Below are 19,136 nucleotides of genomic sequence, written 5' to 3'. Positions count from 1 at the left end.
CATGCGGGACCCCGATTGTGCGTTCGAGGCCCTGCGCGACGCCCATGTCGCGGCGCTGACCGGCTCCCTGATCGACGGGGTCGAGCACGGGCCCGGAGGAGCCGGCTACGTCTGGTCGCGCGGCATCCCGGACCCGACCCTGAACTTCGCCTACGGGGTGCGCCGTCCGGACCAGTTCGCCTGGGCGGGGGCGGCGGCCCTCGGGCGCGCCCGCGCGCCGGCCTTCCTGGCCCGCGACGCCGCGGAGGTCGCGGCCCTGGACGCCCTGTTCGAGCCCGCCGCCCGCTATCCGGCGTGCTGGATGGTGGCGCGGCCGCCGGCGGCGCAGGCCTTCTCGGGCGCCTCGGTCGCCGTGCACGCCGCCCCCGCGCCCGGACCGGATTTCGAGGCGGTCTTCGCCAACCTCTCCGACGACCCCGCCGTGCGCACGCATCTGCGCCGCCACTACCTGCCGGCGCTCCGGGCGGCCCGGGGGCGGCCCGGGCTCGCGCCGGTCCACATCGTCCTCAGCGATGCCGGCGGCCCGGCGGCCTGCGCGAGCCTCTACCTGCGCGGCGACACGGCCGGGCTCTACAACGTCAGCACCCGGGCCGACCGGCAGCGCCGGGGACTGGGCACGGCCGTGACCGCCGCGGCCCTGCGCGAGGCGCGGGCGCGCGGGGCCGCCCAGGTCTTCCTGCAATGCCCGGCCGGCGGCGCCGTCGAGGCGCTCTACGCCCGGGCCGGCTTCCGGGCGGTCTGCGCGCCGACCCTGCTGTGCACGAGCCCGCCCTAGCGGGGGCGGCCCGTCCCAGGTCGTGCGCCGTGTCGGGGTGCGCCCCGCGCGTGACAGTCCCCCACGCCCTCAGAAGGCCTCCTCGCCATACCCGTAGGGCGTCACGCTGAAGACGAAGCCGATCGCGGCTTCGGCGTCGCGCAGCGCCAGGGCGCTGACCGGCCCGGTCAGGATACGGGCCGCGCCCTCCGCGCGGGCCGCGTACCGGCCCCGGCGGTCGAGGGCCGCCAGGCTCGCGAGGACGTGGCGCGCGGCCCGGGGGCGCCGGACGCCGTTCTCGTCGAGCCAGAGCGCCTCATCCTCCGGCCAGGCGCGCACGGGCACAGGGTGCCCGGGCCCGTCCGGGCGGGCGCGGAGGCTCATGGGCGGAGGCTCATGGGAGGAGGCTCATGGGCGGAGGCTCATGGGCGGAGAGCCCCAGGCCGCGTGCAGGACCCGCAGGGGCGGCACCGAGGCCGGCGCAACCGCGCGGACCGTCCGCGACGCGGACAGGGCCGGATCGTTCACCGCCAGACGGACGATCTCGGCAGCCAAAGCCGTGTAGTCGGCGAGATGGACGCCGTCCCTGTACAGGCCCGGCCCGGCAAGGCCCCCGGGGCCGTCGCGCAGGGCCGCGAACGGGTCGATGAAGCCGTGGCCCCGCTCCGCGCAGAGCGCCGCGAGGCGGCCGGAGAAGGCGGCGATCGCGGCCGGATCCCGGCCGGTCGCCCACGCTCCGATCGGCGGGACGGCGGCTACGAGGACCCGCGCCGACCAGCCCTCCAGGATCCGCAGGATGCGTCGGGCCTGCGCCTCGAAGCGCTCGACGCTCCGGGCCCGCTCCGGATGCCGCCAGCGCTGGATGTCGTTGGTGCCGATGATCAGCACCGAGGCCGCGCAACGGACCGGAACGCGCAGAGCCGCCAGATGCCCGGCGCAATCGGCCGCGGTGCTGCCGCCGACGGCGAGGTTGATGCAGGGCCGGCCACCGAAATCCGGCGTCCCGAGGAACTCCGCGTGGGAATTGCCGGCGAGCAGCACGCTGTCCGGCCCGGCGGCGCGGAGCGCGATGCCGATGGCGGGGCGCCGCTCGGCGAAGCGGCGGCCGACGATCCGGCCGTGACGCCAGTGCCGGGCGGCTTTCCCGATCCATGAAGCGCGCATGCGTGTCCTGAGCAGACGTGGAGGATCGCGCACCCGGAATGAGTGTACGGGCGCTTGACGAAGATCGCCGCTGCCGCTCGACCGATTACTGGCGGCAGAATGTCTAGTGATCGCGCCCAGAGACGCCGGAAACAGATCGAAATACGAACCAATACATCGGGTCGTGTCACCAACGTTTATGTGGGAAAAAATCACACGTCAATGGCCAAGCTGACGGTCTGGCGCGACGGGCCGGGCGGGGGCGTCTTCCGGCCTGCCCGGCGCCGCGCTACGTCACGTGTCGAGGCCGGGCGGCCGTGTCGCCCGGGACAGGGGGAACCAGGATGATCAAGGACCGGGTCTTCATCGTCACCGGGGCGGGTTCGGGCCTGGGCGAGGCGACCGCGCGCGGGCTCGCGGCGGCGGGGGCCCGGGTGGTCGTGGCCGACATCGCCCGGGAGGCCGGCGCCCGGGTGGCGGCGGATCTCGGGGTGCAGGCCCGCTTCGCCGAGACGGACGTCACCCGCGAGGCGGACGGCGCGGCGGCGGTCCGGACGGCGCTGGACGCATTCGGGCACCTCCATGGGCTGGTGAACTGCGCCGGCATCGCGCCGGGGGAGAAGGTTGTCGGCCGCGACGGGCCGCACCGGCTCGAGACCTTCGCGCGGGCGGTCTCGGTCAACCTCGTCGGCACCTTCAACATGATCCGGCTGGCGGCCGACGCCATCGCCCGGGAGGCGCCGGATGCGGCGGGCGCCCGGGGCGTGATCGTCAACACCGCCTCGATCGCCGCCTTCGACGGCCAGATCGGGCAGGCCGCCTACGCGGCCTCGAAGGGCGGGGTGGTCTCCATGACCCTGCCGATCGCCCGGGAACTCGCCCGGCACGGCATCCGGGTGGTCACCATCGCGCCGGGCATCTTCGAGACGCCGATGATGGCGGGGCTGCCCCAGGACGTGCAGGACACGCTCGGCCAGAGCGTGCCGTTCCCGCCGCGTCTCGGCCGCCCGTCGGAATACGCCGACCTCGTCCGCCACATCTGCGAGAACCCGATGCTGAACGGCGAGACGATCCGGCTCGACGGGGCTTTGCGGATGCCGCCGCGCTGACGGGTCAGCCGATCGACACGCTGGTCAGGACCTCGGCGGCGCGGCGGACCTCGGCGGCGATCATCTCCTCGCTCGACCCGTCGATCGGCAGGTCCGACAGGATCGCCGCCACGTCGCGCTTCACGTCCTCGCGGATCTCCGGATTCTCCTCGGAGAGCCGCCCGATCAGGACGCCGAGCACGATCTCCAGGGCGGACAGCTTGGCGTGCAGGCGCGTGAAATCGTCCAGCGGCTCGGGCTCGTTCGCGGTCATGGCCTGCTCCATCCGTGGGTGAGTCCGCCGGCGCCCAGGGGACACGCCGGATCACCCGCGTCTCATATAGAGGCATCCGCCTCCCGTCTCGCCGGGCGGCCGCCCCCCGCGACGGCGCGCCTCTCCGCGAACGCGGCGCGGGCAGCCGAATTTTTTCCCGATTGCGGGCAACCGGATTTCCGGACCCGACGTTTCACGCTCCCGTGAACGAACCCGCAAAGGGACATCCGCCATGATCACCCGTCTCACCGCTGCAGCCGGCCTGCTCGCCCTCTCCGCCAGCCTCGCCGTGGCCCAGACCCCCGCGGCGAAGCCGGCCGAGCCCGCCACGAAGGCCGACAGCAACCTGAAGGAGTGGCAGGTCGCCAAGGCCGCCAAGGTCAGCCTCGCCCAGGCGCTCGCCACCGCCGAGTCGCAGGGCGACGAGAAGGGCGGCCGCGCCATCGACGCCGATTTCGAGAAGGCCGGCAGCAAGGATCCGGCCCATTACGCGATCAAGGTCGTCTACCCGAGCGGCAAGCTCGTCGAGTACGGCATCAACGCCGATACCGGCGCCCTCTACAAGACCGAGAATCAGCCGATCGAGCGCTACTTCACCCGGCTGAAGGCCTCCGACTTCCAGAACGCCAAGACCTCGCTGAAGGACGCGCTCGCCATCGCCGAGCAGAAGGCCGGCGGCGGCAAGGCCTACGAGGCCGAGGTCGAGAAGGACGGCTCCGCGGTCCAGTACGAGATCAAGGTCGCCGGCGCCGACAAGGAGCAGGAGATCAAGGTCGGGCCGGACGGCAAGGTCCTGAACTGACGTCCCGGGCTGCGGCGGGACTCCGTCGCAGCCCCGTCCTTGCGCGCCGCGCGAAGCCTTCCAGGCGGCGCCCCACGCTGATCCAGGTGCGCTGCCCTGGGTCGCTTCGCGCCGCGCGCGATGACGGCTGGGTCGGTACGGCCGCTGCATCCTGTCGCCCCACCGCCCGGGGAGCCGGAGAGCCCTCACGGCGCTTCCCCCCTTTGCGATGCGGCCCGACCGGCCGCGGACGGGGAGGGCGGCATGGACGCGCGCGGGCGGGAATCCGACAGGCATCTCGGACAGGCCCATACCCGGATCGAGGGGCCCGACAAGGTCACCGGCCGGGCCTTCTACAGCTCCGATCTGACCGGGCCCGAGACCGGCGCGGCCCACGCGGCCCTGGTGACCAGCACCATCGCCCGGGGCCGCATCACCGGGTTCGACCTCGCGGCCGCCGAGCGGGTGCCGGGGGTTCTGGGGATCTTCACCCACCGAGACTTCGCGGGTGCGGTGGCGCCGGTGAAGCACCTGATGGCCGGCGGCTTCGCCAACAGCTCGCACCGGCCGCTGGATTCCGACGCCGTGGCGTATGCCGGCCAGATCGTGGCGCTGGTCGTCGCCGAGACCCTGGAGGCCGCCGAGGCCGCGGCCGGCGCGGTCAAGGTCTCCTACGCGGAGGAGCCCGCCGCCGGCGGCTTCGACGCGCCCGGCGCCGAGACCGTGCGCCTTGCCGACCTCAAGCCGCACCACGAGGACATCGCCCGGGGCGACGCCGAGGCGGGTCTGCGGGATGCGGCCGTCCGAGTCGAGGCGCGCTACGCGACGCCGGTCCAGCACCACAACCCGATCGAGCTGTTCACCACCCGGGCCGCCTGGGACGGCGACCGGCTCACCGTGCACGAGCCGACCCGCTATGTCGGCGCCGTGCAGCACGGGCTCGCGGCGCAGCTCGGGCTCAATCCCGCGAACGTGCGGGTGGTGGCGGGCCTGATCGGCGGCCATTTCGGCTCGAAATTCGCGCTGTCGCAGCACACGGCCCTCGTCGCCCTGGCAGCGCGGCGCCTCGACTGTCCGGTCTCCCTGGTGCCGAGCCGGCGACAATGCTTCACCATCGCCAATTACCGGCCGGAATCGCGCCACACGATCCGCCTCGGCGCCGACCGGGCGGGCCGGTTCACCGCCCTGATCCACGAGGCCGAGACCGTGACCTCGCGCTTCGATCCCTTCGTGATGGAGGGCGCGGAGGTGACCGCCAGCCTCTACGCCTGCCCGAACATTCGCACCGAGGAGCGCGCCGTGCGGGTCGACCGCAACACGCCCGGGCCGATGCGGGCGCCCCCGGAGGTGCCGTTCCTGTTCGCCCTGGAGAGCGCCGTCGACGAGATGGCGGTGGCCCTCGGCATGGACCCGATCGAACTGCGCCGCCTCAACGACACGGCGATCGATCCGGTCAGCGGAAAACCGTTCTCGACCCGACCGCTGATGGCCTGCTTCGACGCGGGCGCGCGGGCGTTCGGCTGGCCGCGCCGTGTGCCGCGTCCGGGGGCGATGCGCGACGGTCCCTGGCGGGTGGGTCTGGGCTGCGCGACCTCGGTGCGGCCCGTGAAGATCGCCGCCGCGACCATGCGGGTCCGGCTCGGCCCGGACGGGTCGGCGGAGGTGGCCTGCGCGCACCACGAGATCGGCAACGGCATCACCACGCTGCTCGCCATGGGGGCCGCGGACGGGCTCGGCGTGCCGGTGGAGCGGGTCACGGTCCGGCTCGGCGACACCGACCTGCCGGCTGCCGGCATCTCGGGCGGGTCGAGCACCACGACCAGCCTGATGAACGCCCTGGCGCTCGGCTGCCGGCAGATCCGCGAGGTCCTGGCGCAGGCCGCGGCCGGGCAGGGGGGCCGCCTCGCCGGCCGGGATCCGGCGCGCTTACGCCTCGCGGGCGGCCGGCTCGTCGCCCCGGACGGGACCGGGATCGCGCTCGCAGAGGCGATCGGCTCAGAGGGCGTCGAGACCGTCGCGGCCTTCGTGCCCGAGGGCGGCGACCGGGAGACGGCGCTCAAGGGGCTCCACGGCGGCCATATCGGGCTCGCCTTCGGCGGGGCCGGGAAGGCCGTGGCCTGGGCGTTCGGAGCGCAGTTCGCGGAGGTCCACGTCCATGCCGAGACCGGTGAGATCCGGGTGGCGCGACTCACCGGCGCCTTCGCGGCGGGACGCATCCTCAACCCGCTGACCGCGAAGAGCCAGCTCACGGGCGGGATGATCTGGGGGCTCGGCTCGGCGCTGCTCGAAGAGACGGTGGTCGACGGCGCCGCCTATCGCAACCCGGACCTCGCCGAGTACCTCGTCCCCACGGCGGCCGACGCGCCGGAGGTGGAGGCGCTGCTGGTGCCCGATCCCGACGATCAGGTGGATGCGCTCGGTCTGAAGGGCCTGGGCGAGCTCGGCATCATCGGGGTGAACGCGGCCATCGCCAACGCAATCCACCACGCCACCGGCCGCCGGATCCGCAGCCTGCCGATCCGGCTGGAGGATGTGGCGTAGAGGAGGGCGGCTCTCCTCCCCCGGCGATCCCGGGCTTGCCCGGGATCGCTCAAGCTTGCGGGGAGGAGTTGGAGGTGGGGGTGGGGGTGGGGCCGGATGAGGCTTGGTGGTTCCTTCTGAACCACCCCCACCCCCTGCCCCCTCCCCACAAGGGGGAGGGGAATAACGCGTGTGCCCCCTACTCCATCGTCGGCGCGAGCTTCTTCACGCTTGCCACGTCCTCGCCGAGCCACGCCGCGTTCTTGGCGGTGCCGTCGAAGGTGGCGCTCGTCTTGAACAGCTCGTACTTGCCCTCGAGCGCATAGGGCTTCGAGCGCGACAGCAGCTCGGCCACCGCCGCCTTGTCCATCGGCTTGAAGGTCTTCACCGCCTCGAAGGCCTGGTCGAGGTCGCGCTGGTTCTGGATGCCGGTGATCACCACCGAGACCGGCAGGTTCAGCGAGAAGTGCAGGTACTCGATCGGCTTGATCGGCGCGTCCGCCTTCAGGATCACCCCGTCGCCAAAAGTCTTCATGGCGAGCGGCGCGATGCCGTTCTGCACCAGATACGGCAGCACGAGGTGGCTGAACGAGCGGAAATGCGCGTCCATCACGTTGACGGGCATCTGCACGGAATCGAAGTGGAAGCCGCGCTCGGCCGCCACCTCCAGCATCTGCAGGTGGATGCGCGGGTCCTTGTGGCCGGTGAAGCCGATATAGCGGAGCTTGCCCTGCTTCTTGGCCTCGAGGAATCCCTCCATGGCGCCGCCCTCGGCGAAGACCCGGTCCGGATCGTCGTAGCGCAGGATCTCATGGTGCTGGACCAGATCGATCCGGTCGGTGCGCAGGCGCAGGAGCGACTGGTCGATCTGCTTGATCGCCTCCTCCTTGGTCCGCCCGTCCATCTTGGACATCAGGAAGACCTTGTCGCGGTAGCCGCCCTGGGCCAGGGCCGCGCCCATGCGCAGCTCGGAACGCCCCTCGTTGTAGTCCCAGCAATTGTCCATGAAGGTGATGCCGCGGTCGATCCCGGCATGGATCAGCCGCGTCGCCTCGTCGTCGGTCACCGCGCTCTTGCCGAGGTGGAACCCGCCCATCCCGATCGCCGAGATCTTCTCCGACGTCTTGCCGAAGGTCCGGTAGAGCATCTCGCCCCGGCGCTCGCCGGGATCGGTGACGAAGGGCAGGTCCGCGGGATCCTGCGGGCGGGTGTTCGGGAGGCCGGGGGCGTTCACGGCCGCACCTGCGCTGCCGGCGCCCGCGAGGCCCGCGCCGAGCACGGCGCCCTGGAGGAAGCTGCGGCGTTCCATCGGCTGTCTCCGTTCGAGAATATCCAGGTGAGGGCAGGTAACGATCCGCACCGGCTCATCGTTCGGTCTCCGCGGCGAGGCGTCCTGCCGCGTGGAGCAGGCGCAGGGCGGCGCAGGCGGCGCCGTAGCCGTTGTCGATGTTGACCACCGTGATGCCGGGGGCGCAGCTCGCCAGCACGGCATCGAGGGCGGCCCGCCCGCCCGCCGCGACGCCGTAGCCCACGGAGGTCGGGACCGCGATCACCGCCCCGGCCACGAGGCCGCCGACGACGCTCGGCAGCGCCGCGTCCATGCCGGCGGCGACGATCACCACCGGGTGCGCGCGGATCTCCTCGATCCGCGCGGTCAGCCGCCACAGGCCGGCGACGCCGACATCGGCGAAGAGCGAGGCCGCCCGGCCGGCATAGGCCAGCACCCGCAGGGCCTCGCGGGCGACGGGCACGTCCGAGGTGCCGGCCGCCACCACGGCGACGCGGGCCGGGCCGCTGACCCGCTGCGGCTCACCGAACACCGCCGTGCGCGAGACCGGACAATAGTCGAGCCGCGCGGCTTGGTTGAGCCGGTCGCGCTTCTCCGGATCGAGGCGGGTGAGGAGCAGCGAGGCGCCGCGCGCCCGGGCGGCCTCCAGGATCGCGTCGATCTGCTCCGGGCTCTTGCCGGCGCAGAAGATCGCCTCCTCCAGCCCGATCCGCTCGGGCCGGGCGAAATCCAGGGTGAATTCTTCCGTCACGCTCACGCCCGGGCCTCCCGCGGCTCGACCAGGAAGGCGCTGCCGACCCGGTAGGGCGCGAACCGGACCGGGCCCGCGAGACGCGCCGGCGCCATGTCCCGGATGCCCGCCCCGAGTTTTTCGCGATCCTCGGCGTCGAGGGCCGCGAGGCTCCCGGGATCGAGCTCCACCACCACGCCCTCGGCGCGAACCCGGCAGCGGACCGCGCGCTTGGCACCGGCCCCCGCATCGAGCGCCCCGCCCACCAGCCGCTCGACGGCGTGGATGAAGCTTAAGGTCTCCGGCTCGATCGCGATGCCGGTCTCGATCCGGCTCGACAGGCAGGGGGCGGCCGGCAGCTCCGCCACGGCCCCGAGGCCGAGGTCGCGGGCGAGCGCCCGGACGGACGCCTTGTCGAACCCGGCCTCCACGTAGGGATGGCGAACGCCGTGCTCCCGGGCGGCGTCGAGGCCGGGGCGGTACTCGCCGAGATCGTCGCGGTTGGCGCCCGACAGGATCTGCCGGTCGGTGACGCGCCGAACCGCGCCGTAGAGATTGGTCTTGCAGAAGAAGCAGCGGTTGACCGGGTTCGCCCGGTAGGCCGGGTCGGCGAACTCGCCGGCCTCGATCACCCGTAAGGACCAGCCCTCGCGGGCGCCCTCGGCGCGGACCCGCGCGGTCGCCTCCGCGGGCACGGCCGGCGAGACCGCGTGGACCACCAGGGTCGCCCCCGGCGCCAGCCGGTGGGCGAGGGTGGCGAGCGTCAGGCTGTCGACCCCGCCGCTCACCGCCACTGCGACGGGGCCGAGGCCGGCGAGGACCGATTCGAGATGCTGGCGCGTCACCGCTCCTCCTGCTCCTGTTCCAGCGCGAGGCGCTCGGCCTCATGGCGCAGGGCGGCCCGGACCGCGTGGGCCGCCTGGCCGCGAGCGTCGTCGGCCTCGGCCTTGGCGGTGCGCCCGCCCGGCCGCTCCACGACCTTCACACGAACGGACAGGCCCTCGTGTTCGACCGTGCGGGCGGCGCGCGCGAGCATGGCGCCCTCCACGTGGTGGTAACGCAGGCCGATCGTGGTGGTCTCCCGGAAGCAGGCCGCGATCGCCGATTCCAGGCTCTCCGGCCGCACCAGGGCCTGGATATGGGCCATCATCCGGCCCTTCTTGCCGAGGACCGGCGCCTGCACGACGTCCACAACACCGGGCTCCGCCCGCAGCCGGTCGAGGCCCATGGCGAGGTCCTCGCCGGACTGATCGTCGACCTCGAAGGCGATTACCGCGAGATCCCGTCGGCCGGGGCCGGACGCGGCGCCGTCCTCCAGCACCAGGGCGCGCAGGCAGTTGCTCAGGCCCGGCAGAACCTTGGTGCCGAAGCCGATGCCGGTGCGCCCCAGGATCCCCCGGGGGCGTCCCCGCCCGGGATCGTCGCCGCAGAGGTGGCGCAGGATCGCCGCACCGGTGGGGGTAACGCGCTCGCCGGGGATGCCGTCGTCGAGGGTGGAAAAGCCCGCGAGCAGCAGCGTCGTGGCGGGAGCCGGGACGGGGAGGGGGCCGTGCTGGGTCCGCACCCGGCCGGAGCCCAGCGGCAGGGCCGAGACGCTCCAGCTCCGCGCCTCCAGCTTGGCGATCAGGTGGGCGGCGGCCACGATGTCGGCGATCGAGTCGAGGGCGCCGACCTCGTGGAACGCCACCGCCTCGACCGCGATGCCGTGGACCCGGGCCTCCGCCGCGGCGAGATGGCCGAAGATGCCCAGGGCGTGCGCCCGCACCGCCGGCGCGAGGTCGGCGGCCTTCAGCGCGGCGCGGATCTCCGACCAGGGCCGGTGGCCATGACGGTTCCCATCAGCGTGCTCATGAGCGTGCCCATGACCATGCCCATGACCGCTCGCGGGATCGTGGTGATGCCCGTGCTCATGCCCGTGATCATGCCCGTGACCCTGCCCATGAGCATGGCCCTCGTGCGTGTGATGGCCGTGCCCGGCGGGTCCGGACTCCGCGTCGGGTCCCGAGACGACAAAGCGCGCGCCGGACAGGGTGCCGTCGTTGTGCGGGCGAAGCGCGCAGGCGATGCGGGCGTCGACCGCCCGGACGCTCGCGCGCACGCCCTCGTGGTGCTCGGGAAAGGCGTCCAGCAGCGCGGCGGCGAACATGTCGCCGGCCACGCCGCCGAGCGCGTCGAGGTGGATGTGCATCGTCTGCCGGTCGACCTACCGCGGAAATCGGGAGTCCCGCTCAGATCGGCTCCGCCCGCCGCAAGGCAAGGTTTGCCCGGTGACGCATGCGGCGCCCCAGGCCGCGGCGTATCGACCGCGGCGTTCAGGTGAGCTGCAGGTAGGCCGGGTCGAACAGCCCGCGCTCCATCAGGGCGCCGAGGTCGCGGATCGCCAGGCGCCGGCTGCGGAGTGTGACGAGGCCGCTGGTGCGCAGCTCCTTGAGGGTGCGGTTGATGTGCACGCTCGTCTGGCCGAGGGCGTCGGCGAGGTCCGGCTGGGTCACCGGCATCGGCAGCGTCGTCCCGTCGGCGAGGCCGACCCGCGCGAGCCGCAGGTGCAGCTCGCAGAACAGGTGCGCCAGACGCTCGATCGCCGAGCGACGGCCGACGCTGGCGATCCACTCGCGATGGATGGCGACCGTGGAGAGCGTCTCGCGCCACAGGCATTCCTCGATCACCGGCCGGCCTCGGACGGCGTCGCTCATCTGCTCCGGGGTGATGCGCGCGACCGTGACCGGGGTGAGCGCCCCGATGGCGTGGTCCATGCGCGCCCGGCGAAACACGAACGGATCGCACATGTCGCCGGGCAGCAGCAGCGCGACGATCGCCCGCCGCCCGTCCGGGAACTGCTTGTAGCGGCAGGCCCAGCCGTCGAGGATGAGGTGGGTGTGGTGGGCGTCGCCGTGCTGCCCTTCGATGTCCTGGCGGGCCGCGACGTGGCGGATATGCTGGCGCGCGAGGCCGTCGAGGACCGCACGGTCCTCGGGCGCGAGCCGGACATGCTGCTCCAGCTTCCGCACGAACGGGTTATCCACGCCCGCCTCCGGTCAGATCGCGGCCGCGCCGAGGTCGTGCGCGCGGGCCCGTCTCACGCCGCGGGCGCGCCGATCCGGGGGTGCCTGGCACCCGGGACCGGGCCTGCCGCCGCGTCGCGCGGCCCGGCCCGAAGGCGCCGGATGGTCCGCTGATCCACTGGTCCGCACGCCAGCGTCGCCGACGGTGTCGATGAAGTATCGAAGCACGGATAATTCTATTCGCAAAAGGCAAGCGGTCTTCCGAACTTCGAAGTCCGGATCTTCTCGAGCGGCTTGTGCCTGGGCCTGAGAAACGCGCGCCAACCTGTGTTAAGGCGCCCCGCCGCACGTTTGTCACGGACGCAGCGGCGTTCCCGATCGCTGCCGCACGGGCCGCGCGCATGAGGGGCGCCGCCTGACCGGGGGACGAGGTGGCCTATTCCGCCGCGGCCCCCACCGTGTCGGCCATGCGCGCCCGGCGCGTACCCAGGGGCTGGGGCTCGCCGACGGTCGTGTCCTCGGCGGTCTGATGCTCCATCTCGGCATTCACCTGGGCACCGATCAGCACGATCATGGTCGAGAGCCAGATCCAGGTCATGAAGCCGATGGCCGCGCCGAGCGAGCCGTAAGTCTTGTTGTAGCTGCCGAAATGGGCGACGTACCAGGAGAACAGCAGCGAGGCGACGATCCACAGCACGGCCGCCAAGGCGCCTCCGGGCGTCACCCAGCGCCAGCGCGGCGCGTCCCGGCTGGGTCCGTAGCGGTAGAGCAGGGCGAGCCCGAGCAGGACCGCCACGAGCAGCGTCGGCCAGCGCAGCAGCGTCAGCCACCACGCATCCGTGCCGAGCCCGACATACGACAGCACCACCGGCAGCACCACGATGGCCGACAGCGCCAGGATCAGGAACAGCAGCGCGCCGGCCGTGAAGGCGAGGGAGACGAGGTTGAGGACGATGAAGTTGCGCTTCTCGCGCTCGTTGTAGACGAGGTTGAGCGCGTCGAAGACGTGCTTCACGCCGCCGTTGGCGCTCCAGACCGACAGGGCGATGCCGAGGATCAAGCTGAAGCCGAGCGTGGTGTTGCCCTGCTCGTTCAGCCGCTTGACCTGATCGCCGACGATGTCCAGCGCCCCCTGGGGCAGGATGCCCTGCAGGCTGGCGAGCTGGTCGTTGATGGTCGAGGCGTCGGCGATGAGCCCGTAGCAGGACACCAGCGCCGCCACCGCCGGGAAGATCGCCAGCAGCGTGAAGAAGGTGACGCCGGCCGCGATCAGCGACAGGCGGTTCTCGCCGATGTCGTGATAGGTGCGCAGCGCGATGTCCTTCCAGCCCTTGGCGGGGATCTCGGTCGGACCCGAGGCGGTGCGCCCGCGATCGGCCTGGCTCCGGGCGACGGCCTCAGCCTCGCCACCCTCGTGCGAGGGCGAGGGCCGCCGCGCACCGTCCTGGCTGCCGCCCCCATGCCCCGCGCGATGATCCGTCCGATGACCCGACCGGCCGGAGGATCCGCCGGCCGGCCGCGCCGCCCGGCGCGGGAACGCGACCAGGCCGATCAGCGCGGTGGCGAGCGCCAGCGTCCAGACCGTCGAGGCGTGCCCCTCGGGACCGGCGGCCTCGGCGCGGACTGGATCGGGGGCTGGCATCGGCGGACCTCAGGGGTTGGACATCGGGCAAGCGTCGAACGGCACCCGCGAAGGCACGTTCGAATGGCCGCAGCCGCGAAGGGGAACGCCGTCATGCGCGCAACGGTTCGCCGTGAAGTTGCAAAGCGGCGTGGAGAACAGGCATGGCGCGGCTCAAGGGCGGGACGGTCGTCATCACGGGCGCCTCGAGCGGCATCGGCCGGGCCGCCGCCGAGGCCTTCGCGGCCCGGGGCGCCCGGGTCGTTCTGGCGGCGCGCCGGGCCGAGGTGCTCGACGCGATCGTCCGGGACCTGCGCGCATCGGGCGCCGAGGCCGTGGCAATCCCCACCGACGTCACCGACCCGGATGCCGTGGCGGCCCTGGCCCGGGCGTCGATCCGCACCTTCGGCGGCATCGATGTCTGGATCAACAACGCGGGGGTCGGCGTGTTCGGCCCCCTGCTCGACGCGCCGCTCGACCTGCACCGGCAGACGATCGCGGTGAACCTGCTGGGCGCGGTCCACGGCGCCTACGCGGTGCTGCCGCACTTCCTCGACCGCGGCCGGGGCACGCTGATCAACACGGTGTCCATGGGCGGCTGGGCGCCGACACCCTTCGCGGCCGCCTACACGGCGAGCAAGTTCGGCCTGCGGGGCTTCTCGGCAAGCCTGCGCCAGGAACTCGCCCGCCACCGGGACATCCATGTCTGCGGCGTGTTCCCCGCCATCGTCGACACGCCGGGCCTGGAGCACGGCGCCAACGTGACGGGCAAGCGGCTCAATCCCGGACACCTGTTCTACGCACCCGAGGCCGTGGCCGAGACCTTCATCCGCCTCGTGCGCCACCCGCGCGACGAGGTGGCGGTCGGCTGGCCGGCCCGCCTCGCACAGGTGGGCTACGCCCTGGCCCCGTACCCGACCGAGCACCTCATGGGCCTCGGCTTCCGACTCGCCCTCGACCGGGCCGATCCGGGCCCGCGCACCCACGGCGCCCTGCGCGCTCCGTTGCCGCAGGGCACGGGCGCGGACGGGGGCTGGCGCGCCCGGAAAGGCGTGCCGTCCGCCGGAGCGCTGAGCGTGGGCCTCGCCGCGGCCGGAGCCTGCGCGGCCCTGCTCGTCGGGGTCGCGGCGGCGCGGCGGTTCAGCCCCCGGGCCTGACACCCCGTTCGGGCGAAGGGCTAACCCATGTTGCGGCATGGGGCGCCTCGGCGCGCCACAACCGGTGGTACGGGCGCGACCGGCCCGCACGCCGACGACCGGACCTGAATGCCCGTTACCGAAGGCTCATCGCTGCTCGATCCCGTCGAGGATGTGTCCCGCGCGGACCCGGCCGGGGATCCCGTCGAGGAGACCCGGCACGGCCTGCCCGAGGCGGTGCGCGCGCATCTCGGCACCCTGCTCGGCCACGCCTACGACCGGATCGGCCCGGCGCCGGGGGCGACCTCGGATCGCTTCGCCGAGTTGCTGGCCCGCCTCGAGGCCGCGCTGGTGCAGGCCGAGGGCGAACGCGACGGGACGTTCCGCGCGGGTCTGCTGGAGGTGGTGCCGGCGCTGCACCGGTTCGCCGTCTCCCTGACCCGCGACCCGGCTGCGGCCGACGACCTCGTGCAGGACACGCTGCTGCGCGGCTGGCGCGGGCGCGGGGGCTTCACCCCCGGCACCAATCTGGAAGCGTGGCTGTTCACGATCCTGCGCAACGTCTTCTACAGCCAGCACCGTAAGCACGGCCGCGAGGTCTCCGATACCGACGGCAACCACGCCGAGCGGCTGACCAGCGTGCCCGAGCAGGGCGGCCATCTCGACCTTCAGGACGTGCGCGCCGCCCTCGATCGGCTCGCGCCGGTGATGCGCGAGGCGCTGGTCCTCGTCGCGATCGAGAACCTGAGCTACGAGGAAGCCGCTGCCGTGATGAACTGCCGGATCGGCACCGTGAAGAGCCGCGTCTGGCGCGCCCGCGAGCAGCTCGCGCGGATGCTCGGCTACAGCGGCTCCGAGATCGGCAACGACGGGGTCATGCTCTCGGTGACCGGCGCCACGGTCTGATCCGGTTCCCCGAATAGCCTTCCGTCGCGTCCCACGAGCGGCGTGACGGCGTCGAACGTGGCACCGCCCTGACGGCTGCGCTTCGGCCGCAAAGACGGCGGCTCTGCGGTTCCGGACCCGAGACGAGACGCTTCCGGCGCGCCGTCGCCGATTCGCCGCATCGACCGGATCAGACCCGGGCCGGTCCGGCTTTCAATGCCGAATACGAGAATTCGACATTTCTCTCGCGGTATTCAGCGACGAATTTGACTTAGGTGAAAGCGCGCCGGCCCGCTCCTGGGCGACATGAAGCGGGTTGGGTCGATCCGTCGGCTCGGCTCGGCTCCCGTCGGTGCGACATCCCCCCGATCCACCGATGGGAGCCCCCCGCCGGGTTTCCGCATTGGGGACGCGCTCACTGAGATGCCCTCAGGTCGAAGCGCCGCCCGCCCGGTCCGCGTCGAGCTGCTGCAGCAGCTCCGCCAGCCGCGGATCCAGAGCCTCGTCGATCACCGGATCGTAGATCGCCCGCAATTGCTGGCCGAGCCGCAGGCGCGTCCGCGCGTCGAGGATCGGGCCGCTCGCGACGGGAACCACCCGCAGGGCGCCCGGCGCGCCGCCGGACGCGGCGCGTGCGGGAGGTCTCGGAGCGGCATGTTGGTGTTCGGGTTGGGGCATGCCTCCTACATCGGCCCGGACCGGCGCGACGGCAACCACCCGGCCCGGCGGAGTTTCAGGCATCGTCCTCGGGCGCGAACACCTCGCCCTTCTCCGCCAGGACCGTGTCGGCCTCGTCGCGGGCCAGCGCGTCGCCGGCGGGGATGGTCGCCGCGCCGCGCCCGAACAGCCGCGCGAGCGCGTCTTCCCAGCCGGGCGGCAGGGCTTGCCCCTGCCCGGCAAGGATCTGCCCGACTCGCCGGCAGACCCGCTCCCAGGCCGTCGCATCCAGCGCGGTGAAGTCGGTTCCGAGACCGAGCTCGGTCCCGGCGCGCGTCGCGGCCTCGGCCCACCCGGGCGGCGGAATCGGCGTGTCGGTCATGGTGTGCAGCCTCGTGCCGGATCAGGGAGGCGGATAGATAGGGCATCCGCGGCCAGCGGCCCCGGGACGGGCGCCGGGTCTCAGCGCAGCCCGTGGGCGGCGAGCTCCTCCGGCACGAGCGCGGCAGCCTCCTGGCGCGCCAGGATGGCCGAGAGGGTGGCCGGGCGATCATTCCAGGCATCGACGCCGACATCGCAGGAGCGGGTGGTGTCGGGCAGCCAGCCGTGGCTGTGTCCGTAGAGGTGGCGCGTCTCCCGCCACAGGCCCGGCCAGGCCCGGTGCGCGTAATGCGACAGGAATAGGCGGTGCGCGTGTCCCTGCGCGTCCGGGACCGACAGGCGAACGCTGTCCACCGGCGGCTCCGCCCAGGGCAGATCCAGCACCCGGTTCGAATCGTGGTTGCCGCGGACGAGGCGCTTCGTCCCGTTCAGCCGCGCGAAGATCGCCGCGCAATGGTCGCGGCTCGCATGGGCGGCGAAGTCGCCGAGATGCCAGACGGAATCCTCCGGTCCGACGACGGCGTTCCAGCCGGCGACCAGGGCCTCGTCATGGGCTTCGACGCTGCCGAAGCGCGCCCGGCGATGGCGGAGGATGTGCGGATCGCCGAAATGCGTGTCCGCGGTGAAGTAGATCGCCATTCCGTCGAGACCCGCGCCCGAGATCGCATCCACGATACCGTCACGGCGGTCCGTGCGGTTCCGGAGCGAGGTGGGCCGGGCTGCGCCCCGAGCAAGGCTGCGCGGCATCCTGCCTCCGGACTGCGCCCGGGCCAGGCGCTATGATCCGCCCGGTGCGGCGCCACGCGGCTGAGGCGATGCTGGATCCCGACATCTATGCCCATCTGCTGGACGCGGCCGGCGCGCATCCGCCGCTGCGTGCGGCCCTCGTGGAGGCCGGGCCGATCGCCATCGCGCCGCCCGCGCACCCGAGCGTCGCGGATCGCCTGTTCGTCGAGGTGGTCAACCAGCAGCTCTCCACCCGGGCCGCCGCGGCGATCTGGGCGCGGATCGAGGCCGCAGCCATTGCGGCTGCCTCGAGCCCGCGCGGCCTGTTCGAGGCCGGTGACGCGGATCTGCTGCGCGGCTGCGGGATCTCGGGCAACAAGGTCCGCGCCCTCCAGGCGATCGTCGCCGCGGAGGCGGCGGGGCTGCTCGGGCCCGACCTCGCCGGGCTTCCGCACCCGGAGCGCGCGGCGATCCTGTGCGGCATCCGCGGCGTCGGCCCCTGGACCGCCGACATGGTCGGCATCTTCCATTTCCATGACCCGGACATCTGGCCCGAAGGCGACGTGGCGGCGGTGGGTTGCCTGCGCCGCCTCACCGGCCGGGACGACACGCGCGACGTGGCAGCGGCCTTCGCGCCGTACCGCTCGATCCTGGCCCGCTACCTGTGGCGCATCAAGGACAATGCCGTGGCGCCCGCCAGCGCGCCGCGCCCGGAGCCTCGGCCCGTCACCGGAAACCGGGTGACGGCCGGCCGGGGATCGGCTATCCGTCGGCGCCGCCCGGGCCCGTAGCTCAATGGTTAGAGCCGGCCGCTCATAACGGTCTGGTTGCAGGTTCGAGTCCTGCCGGGCCCACCATGCGGCCTGTCCGGGGCCCGTCGGGCCGACCGCGTCGCTGCGGAACCGTTCGACCGCTCGCGGGTCTACCAGGCAGATCTCATGGCGCGACACCCTTCAGCCCGCCCGGCTCGCCGGCGCGGGTTTTTCTCGGGCCGGTGCCGATGCGTCGGCACCATCAACCCATGTTGGAAAACGCACAGAGCCGCTGCCCTGACCGTGGGTTACCCCCTGGAAGGTGGTTCACGGAGAGGGTGATGGCCCCGCCACTTCTTCGCCATTCACGACGGCCAGTTCCAGCCCGATACGGAAGGAACGGAGTGCGCGGATTTCGAAGCGGCCCGCCGGGAGGCGATGATCAGCCTGCCGGAAATCGCGCGCTGGATCATCCCGAGCGACGGTGACAATCACGCCTTTACCGTGCCGGTCCGGGACGAGGGCGAGGCTGTTGTCGACACGGCGCCCCTGACCTTCGCGGTCCTGAGGCTGGACAGCGGGCCCGAGGCCGGGCGCGGCCCGATCGGGTGGCGGCCGTGCCGCTCGCCCGCGATCGGCCTTGAACAGGATCCGCCCGCTGGCGTTGCCCCTCTGTCGCCCCCGAGAGGCGGCGCGAGGAAACACGCGAGGGCTCCCCCATGAAGACGCTGATATCCCTGATCGCCGCCGGTCTCCTGGCAACGGGCTCGGTGGCCCTGGCCGCCGAGGGCACCAACGCGTCCGGCAGCGCCGCTCCGCACGGCAACCGCATGCAGGGTTCGCCGAACGCGGCCGGCTTCACCGGGAAGAGCGACACGACCGGCTCGACCGCTGTCGGCGCGCCGGGCTCGGAGATGCCGAAGCAGGACGGCCGCATGCAGGGCTCGCCGAACGCGGCCGGCTTCCAGAAGGATCGCGGCGGCACCGGCAGCTCCGGCGGCCGCTGATCCCGGCGCGCCCCGTCGGACGGACCGGGTTGAACCCGCGCGCCGGCGTGCGATAGGCCGCCGGCAGCCGCGGCGGCTGCGCCACGAGGACGATCCATGAAGCACGGCGCGCGCAACGACATCCCCGCCACGGTGACGGCCATCAAGTGTGGCGATGTCATGGCGCAGGTCGAGGTGGAGCTCGTCGGGACCACCTACAGCATGGCCTCGGTGATGACGGTCGATTCCCTCGAAGAGCTGGGTCTCAAGGAGGGCGACACCGTCCACGTCCTGGCCAAGGCGGTGAACGTGCTGCTCGTGACGCCGTAGCGGCGGCACGGGGTTCGCATGGGCGAGGCCGCGAGGCCTGCCTTCCGCTTCGGCGGATCGGTCATCCAGCCGTCATCGGGCT

At 72.9% G+C, this 19,136-nt stretch carries 21 protein-coding genes, 1 tRNA gene and 1 pseudogene; 11 read left to right on the top strand and 12 right to left on the bottom strand.

Annotation, left to right across the window (positions count from 1 at the left end; all coding sequences use genetic code 11):
• Position 1 precedes the first annotated feature (1 nt).
• Positions 2-775, top strand: coding sequence for a GNAT family N-acetyltransferase (locus ABIE45_RS20315; protein WP_192709237.1), 774 nt, complete (start codon positions 2-4; stop codon positions 773-775).
• Between the two features lie 69 nt (positions 776-844).
• Here ABIE45_RS20315 and ABIE45_RS20310 read toward each other — a convergent pair whose 3' ends face one another.
• Together ABIE45_RS20310 and ABIE45_RS20305 are read right to left on the bottom strand one after the other, a co-directional pair.
• A complete protein-coding gene (locus tag ABIE45_RS20310) occupies positions 845-1,138 on the bottom strand; it encodes a hypothetical protein (protein ID WP_192709238.1) in 294 nt (97 codons plus the stop codon).
• Positions 1,139-1,162: 24 nt separating this feature from the next.
• Positions 1,163-1,918: a GDSL-type esterase/lipase family protein gene (locus ABIE45_RS20305; RefSeq protein WP_192709239.1), complete on the bottom strand. Its 756-nt coding sequence runs from the start codon at positions 1,916-1,918 to the stop codon at positions 1,163-1,165.
• 323 nt (positions 1,919-2,241) lie between these two features.
• Between ABIE45_RS20305 and ABIE45_RS20300 the strand changes: the two genes are divergently transcribed.
• Positions 2,242-3,006 carry a 3-hydroxyacyl-CoA dehydrogenase gene (locus ABIE45_RS20300; protein ID WP_192709240.1) on the top strand — a complete coding sequence of 255 codons (765 nt, stop codon included), beginning with the start codon at positions 2,242-2,244 and terminating at the stop codon, positions 3,004-3,006.
• A 4-nt stretch (positions 3,007-3,010) separates the two neighbouring features.
• Here the strand turns inward: ABIE45_RS20300 and ABIE45_RS20295 are convergent, their stop codons facing one another.
• Complete coding sequence (locus tag ABIE45_RS20295) at positions 3,011-3,259, bottom strand: hypothetical protein (protein ID WP_192709241.1); 249 nt, start codon at positions 3,257-3,259, stop codon at positions 3,011-3,013.
• Positions 3,260-3,491: 232 nt separating this feature from the next.
• Here ABIE45_RS20295 and ABIE45_RS20290 point away from each other — a divergent pair, with 232 nt between their 5' ends.
• A complete protein-coding gene (locus ABIE45_RS20290; protein ID WP_192709242.1) occupies positions 3,492-4,061 on the top strand; it encodes a PepSY domain-containing protein in 570 nt (189 codons plus the stop codon).
• 243 nt (positions 4,062-4,304) lie between these two features.
• Positions 4,305-6,581, top strand: coding sequence for a xanthine dehydrogenase family protein molybdopterin-binding subunit (locus tag ABIE45_RS20285; protein ID WP_192709243.1), 2,277 nt, complete (start codon positions 4,305-4,307; stop codon positions 6,579-6,581).
• Between the two features lie 178 nt (positions 6,582-6,759).
• Here the strand turns inward: ABIE45_RS20285 and ABIE45_RS20280 are convergent, their stop codons facing one another.
• From ABIE45_RS20280 to ABIE45_RS20255, 6 genes are all read right to left on the bottom strand, one after another.
• Positions 6,760-7,869 carry an aldo/keto reductase gene (locus tag ABIE45_RS20280; protein ID WP_192709244.1) on the bottom strand — a complete coding sequence of 370 codons (1,110 nt, stop codon included), beginning with the start codon at positions 7,867-7,869 and terminating at the stop codon, positions 6,760-6,762.
• Between the two features lie 55 nt (positions 7,870-7,924).
• Positions 7,925-8,605, bottom strand: coding sequence for a nickel pincer cofactor biosynthesis protein LarB (larB, locus tag ABIE45_RS20275; RefSeq protein ID WP_192709245.1), 681 nt, complete (start codon positions 8,603-8,605; stop codon positions 7,925-7,927).
• Positions 8,602-9,423 (bottom strand): adenine nucleotide alpha hydrolase, encoded by an 822-nt coding sequence (locus ABIE45_RS20270; RefSeq protein ID WP_192709246.1) that lies wholly within the window; start codon positions 9,421-9,423, stop codon positions 8,602-8,604. The genes larB and ABIE45_RS20270 overlap by 4 nt, the downstream gene beginning before the upstream one ends.
• Positions 9,420-10,766 carry a LarC family nickel insertion protein gene (locus ABIE45_RS20265; RefSeq protein WP_192709247.1) on the bottom strand — a complete coding sequence of 449 codons (1,347 nt, stop codon included), beginning with the start codon at positions 10,764-10,766 and terminating at the stop codon, positions 9,420-9,422. The genes ABIE45_RS20270 and ABIE45_RS20265 overlap by 4 nt, the downstream gene beginning before the upstream one ends.
• A 124-nt stretch (positions 10,767-10,890) precedes the next feature.
• Positions 10,891-11,601, bottom strand: coding sequence for a Crp/Fnr family transcriptional regulator (locus ABIE45_RS20260; RefSeq protein WP_192709248.1), 711 nt, complete (start codon positions 11,599-11,601; stop codon positions 10,891-10,893).
• A gap of 415 nt (positions 11,602-12,016) precedes the next feature.
• Entirely contained in the window at positions 12,017-13,222 is a 1,206-nt protein-coding gene (locus ABIE45_RS20255) for a YihY/virulence factor BrkB family protein (protein WP_192709249.1), read from the bottom strand.
• 143 nt (positions 13,223-13,365) lie between these two features.
• On the opposite strand from ABIE45_RS20255, the gene ABIE45_RS20250 reads away from it, so the two are divergent.
• A complete protein-coding gene (locus tag ABIE45_RS20250; protein ID WP_192709250.1) occupies positions 13,366-14,358 on the top strand; it encodes an SDR family oxidoreductase in 993 nt (330 codons plus the stop codon).
• Between the two features lie 108 nt (positions 14,359-14,466).
• The gene (locus ABIE45_RS20245; protein ID WP_192709251.1) at positions 14,467-15,243 is read left to right on the top strand and encodes a sigma-70 family RNA polymerase sigma factor; all 777 of its coding nucleotides are present in this window, start codon (positions 14,467-14,469) and stop codon (positions 15,241-15,243) included.
• A 408-nt stretch (positions 15,244-15,651) separates the two neighbouring features.
• Here ABIE45_RS20245 and ABIE45_RS20240 read toward each other — a convergent pair whose 3' ends face one another.
• From ABIE45_RS20240 to ABIE45_RS20230, 3 genes are all read right to left on the bottom strand, one after another.
• Positions 15,652-15,900: a hypothetical protein gene (locus ABIE45_RS20240; RefSeq protein ID WP_192709252.1), complete on the bottom strand. Its 249-nt coding sequence runs from the start codon at positions 15,898-15,900 to the stop codon at positions 15,652-15,654.
• Positions 15,901-15,955: 55 nt separating this feature from the next.
• Positions 15,956-16,261 carry a hypothetical protein gene (locus tag ABIE45_RS20235; RefSeq protein WP_192709253.1) on the bottom strand — a complete coding sequence of 102 codons (306 nt, stop codon included), beginning with the start codon at positions 16,259-16,261 and terminating at the stop codon, positions 15,956-15,958.
• Between the two features lie 80 nt (positions 16,262-16,341).
• Positions 16,342-16,899 (bottom strand): metallophosphoesterase, encoded by a 558-nt coding sequence (locus ABIE45_RS20230; RefSeq protein ID WP_192709321.1) that lies wholly within the window; start codon positions 16,897-16,899, stop codon positions 16,342-16,344.
• 176 nt (positions 16,900-17,075) lie between these two features.
• On the opposite strand from ABIE45_RS20230, the gene ABIE45_RS20225 reads away from it, so the two are divergent.
• From ABIE45_RS20225 to ABIE45_RS20205, 5 genes and pseudogenes are all read left to right on the top strand, one after another.
• Positions 17,076-17,777 (top strand): DNA-3-methyladenine glycosylase, encoded by a 702-nt coding sequence (locus ABIE45_RS20225; protein ID WP_373622894.1) that lies wholly within the window; start codon positions 17,076-17,078, stop codon positions 17,775-17,777.
• Positions 17,768-17,843 (top strand) — tRNA-Ile (locus ABIE45_RS20220). The genes ABIE45_RS20225 and ABIE45_RS20220 overlap by 10 nt, the downstream gene beginning before the upstream one ends.
• A 240-nt stretch (positions 17,844-18,083) precedes the next feature.
• Positions 18,084-18,317 (top strand): annotated as a pseudogene (locus tag ABIE45_RS20215) (hypothetical protein); the annotation flags it as partial.
• 140 nt (positions 18,318-18,457) lie between these two features.
• Positions 18,458-18,745 carry a hypothetical protein gene (locus ABIE45_RS20210; RefSeq protein WP_192709254.1) on the top strand — a complete coding sequence of 96 codons (288 nt, stop codon included), beginning with the start codon at positions 18,458-18,460 and terminating at the stop codon, positions 18,743-18,745.
• A gap of 96 nt (positions 18,746-18,841) precedes the next feature.
• Complete coding sequence (locus tag ABIE45_RS20205) at positions 18,842-19,054, top strand: TOBE domain-containing protein (protein ID WP_192709255.1); 213 nt, start codon at positions 18,842-18,844, stop codon at positions 19,052-19,054.
• Positions 19,055-19,136: the final 82 nt, after the last annotated feature.

The sequence above is a fragment of the Methylobacterium sp. OAE515 genome, from assembly GCF_041806315.1.
Lineage (GTDB): Bacteria > Pseudomonadota > Alphaproteobacteria > Rhizobiales > Beijerinckiaceae > Methylobacterium > Methylobacterium tardum.
The sequence above is the reverse complement of the archived record's forward strand: the minus strand, read 5'-3'. Positions and strand labels throughout refer to the sequence as shown.

Bases quoted from the DNA above. Each gene is read 5' to 3' on its own strand.
- ABIE45_RS20235 (WP_192709253.1), bottom strand. From the start codon at position 16,261: ATGACCGACACGCCGATTCCGCCGCCCGGGTGGGCCGAGGCCGCGACG.
- ABIE45_RS20225 (WP_373622894.1), top strand. From the start codon at position 17,076: ATGCTGGATCCCGACATCTATGCCCATCTGCTGGACGCGGCCGGCGCG.
- ABIE45_RS20315 (WP_192709237.1), top strand. From the start codon at position 2: ATGCGGGACCCCGATTGTGCGTTCGAGGCCCTGCGCGACGCCCATGTC.
- ABIE45_RS20205 (WP_192709255.1), top strand. From the start codon at position 18,842: ATGAAGCACGGCGCGCGCAACGACATCCCCGCCACGGTGACGGCCATC.
- ABIE45_RS20265 (WP_192709247.1), bottom strand. From the start codon at position 10,766: ATGCACATCCACCTCGACGCGCTCGGCGGCGTGGCCGGCGACATGTTC.
- ABIE45_RS20245 (WP_192709251.1), top strand. From the start codon at position 14,467: ATGCCCGTTACCGAAGGCTCATCGCTGCTCGATCCCGTCGAGGATGTG.
- ABIE45_RS20290 (WP_192709242.1), top strand. From the start codon at position 3,492: ATGATCACCCGTCTCACCGCTGCAGCCGGCCTGCTCGCCCTCTCCGCC.
- ABIE45_RS20310 (WP_192709238.1), bottom strand. From the start codon at position 1,138: ATGAGCCTCCGCGCCCGCCCGGACGGGCCCGGGCACCCTGTGCCCGTG.
- ABIE45_RS20255 (WP_192709249.1), bottom strand. From the start codon at position 13,222: ATGCCAGCCCCCGATCCAGTCCGCGCCGAGGCCGCCGGTCCCGAGGGG.
- ABIE45_RS20250 (WP_192709250.1), top strand. From the start codon at position 13,366: ATGGCGCGGCTCAAGGGCGGGACGGTCGTCATCACGGGCGCCTCGAGC.
- ABIE45_RS20305 (WP_192709239.1), bottom strand. From the start codon at position 1,918: ATGCGCGCTTCATGGATCGGGAAAGCCGCCCGGCACTGGCGTCACGGC.
- ABIE45_RS20280 (WP_192709244.1), bottom strand. From the start codon at position 7,869: ATGGAACGCCGCAGCTTCCTCCAGGGCGCCGTGCTCGGCGCGGGCCTC.
- ABIE45_RS20300 (WP_192709240.1), top strand. From the start codon at position 2,242: ATGATCAAGGACCGGGTCTTCATCGTCACCGGGGCGGGTTCGGGCCTG.
- ABIE45_RS20295 (WP_192709241.1), bottom strand. From the start codon at position 3,259: ATGACCGCGAACGAGCCCGAGCCGCTGGACGATTTCACGCGCCTGCAC.
- ABIE45_RS20285 (WP_192709243.1), top strand. From the start codon at position 4,305: ATGGACGCGCGCGGGCGGGAATCCGACAGGCATCTCGGACAGGCCCAT.
- ABIE45_RS20210 (WP_192709254.1), top strand. From the start codon at position 18,458: ATGAAGACGCTGATATCCCTGATCGCCGCCGGTCTCCTGGCAACGGGC.
- ABIE45_RS20240 (WP_192709252.1), bottom strand. From the start codon at position 15,900: ATGCCCCAACCCGAACACCAACATGCCGCTCCGAGACCTCCCGCACGC.
- ABIE45_RS20230 (WP_192709321.1), bottom strand. From the start codon at position 16,899: ATGGCGATCTACTTCACCGCGGACACGCATTTCGGCGATCCGCACATC.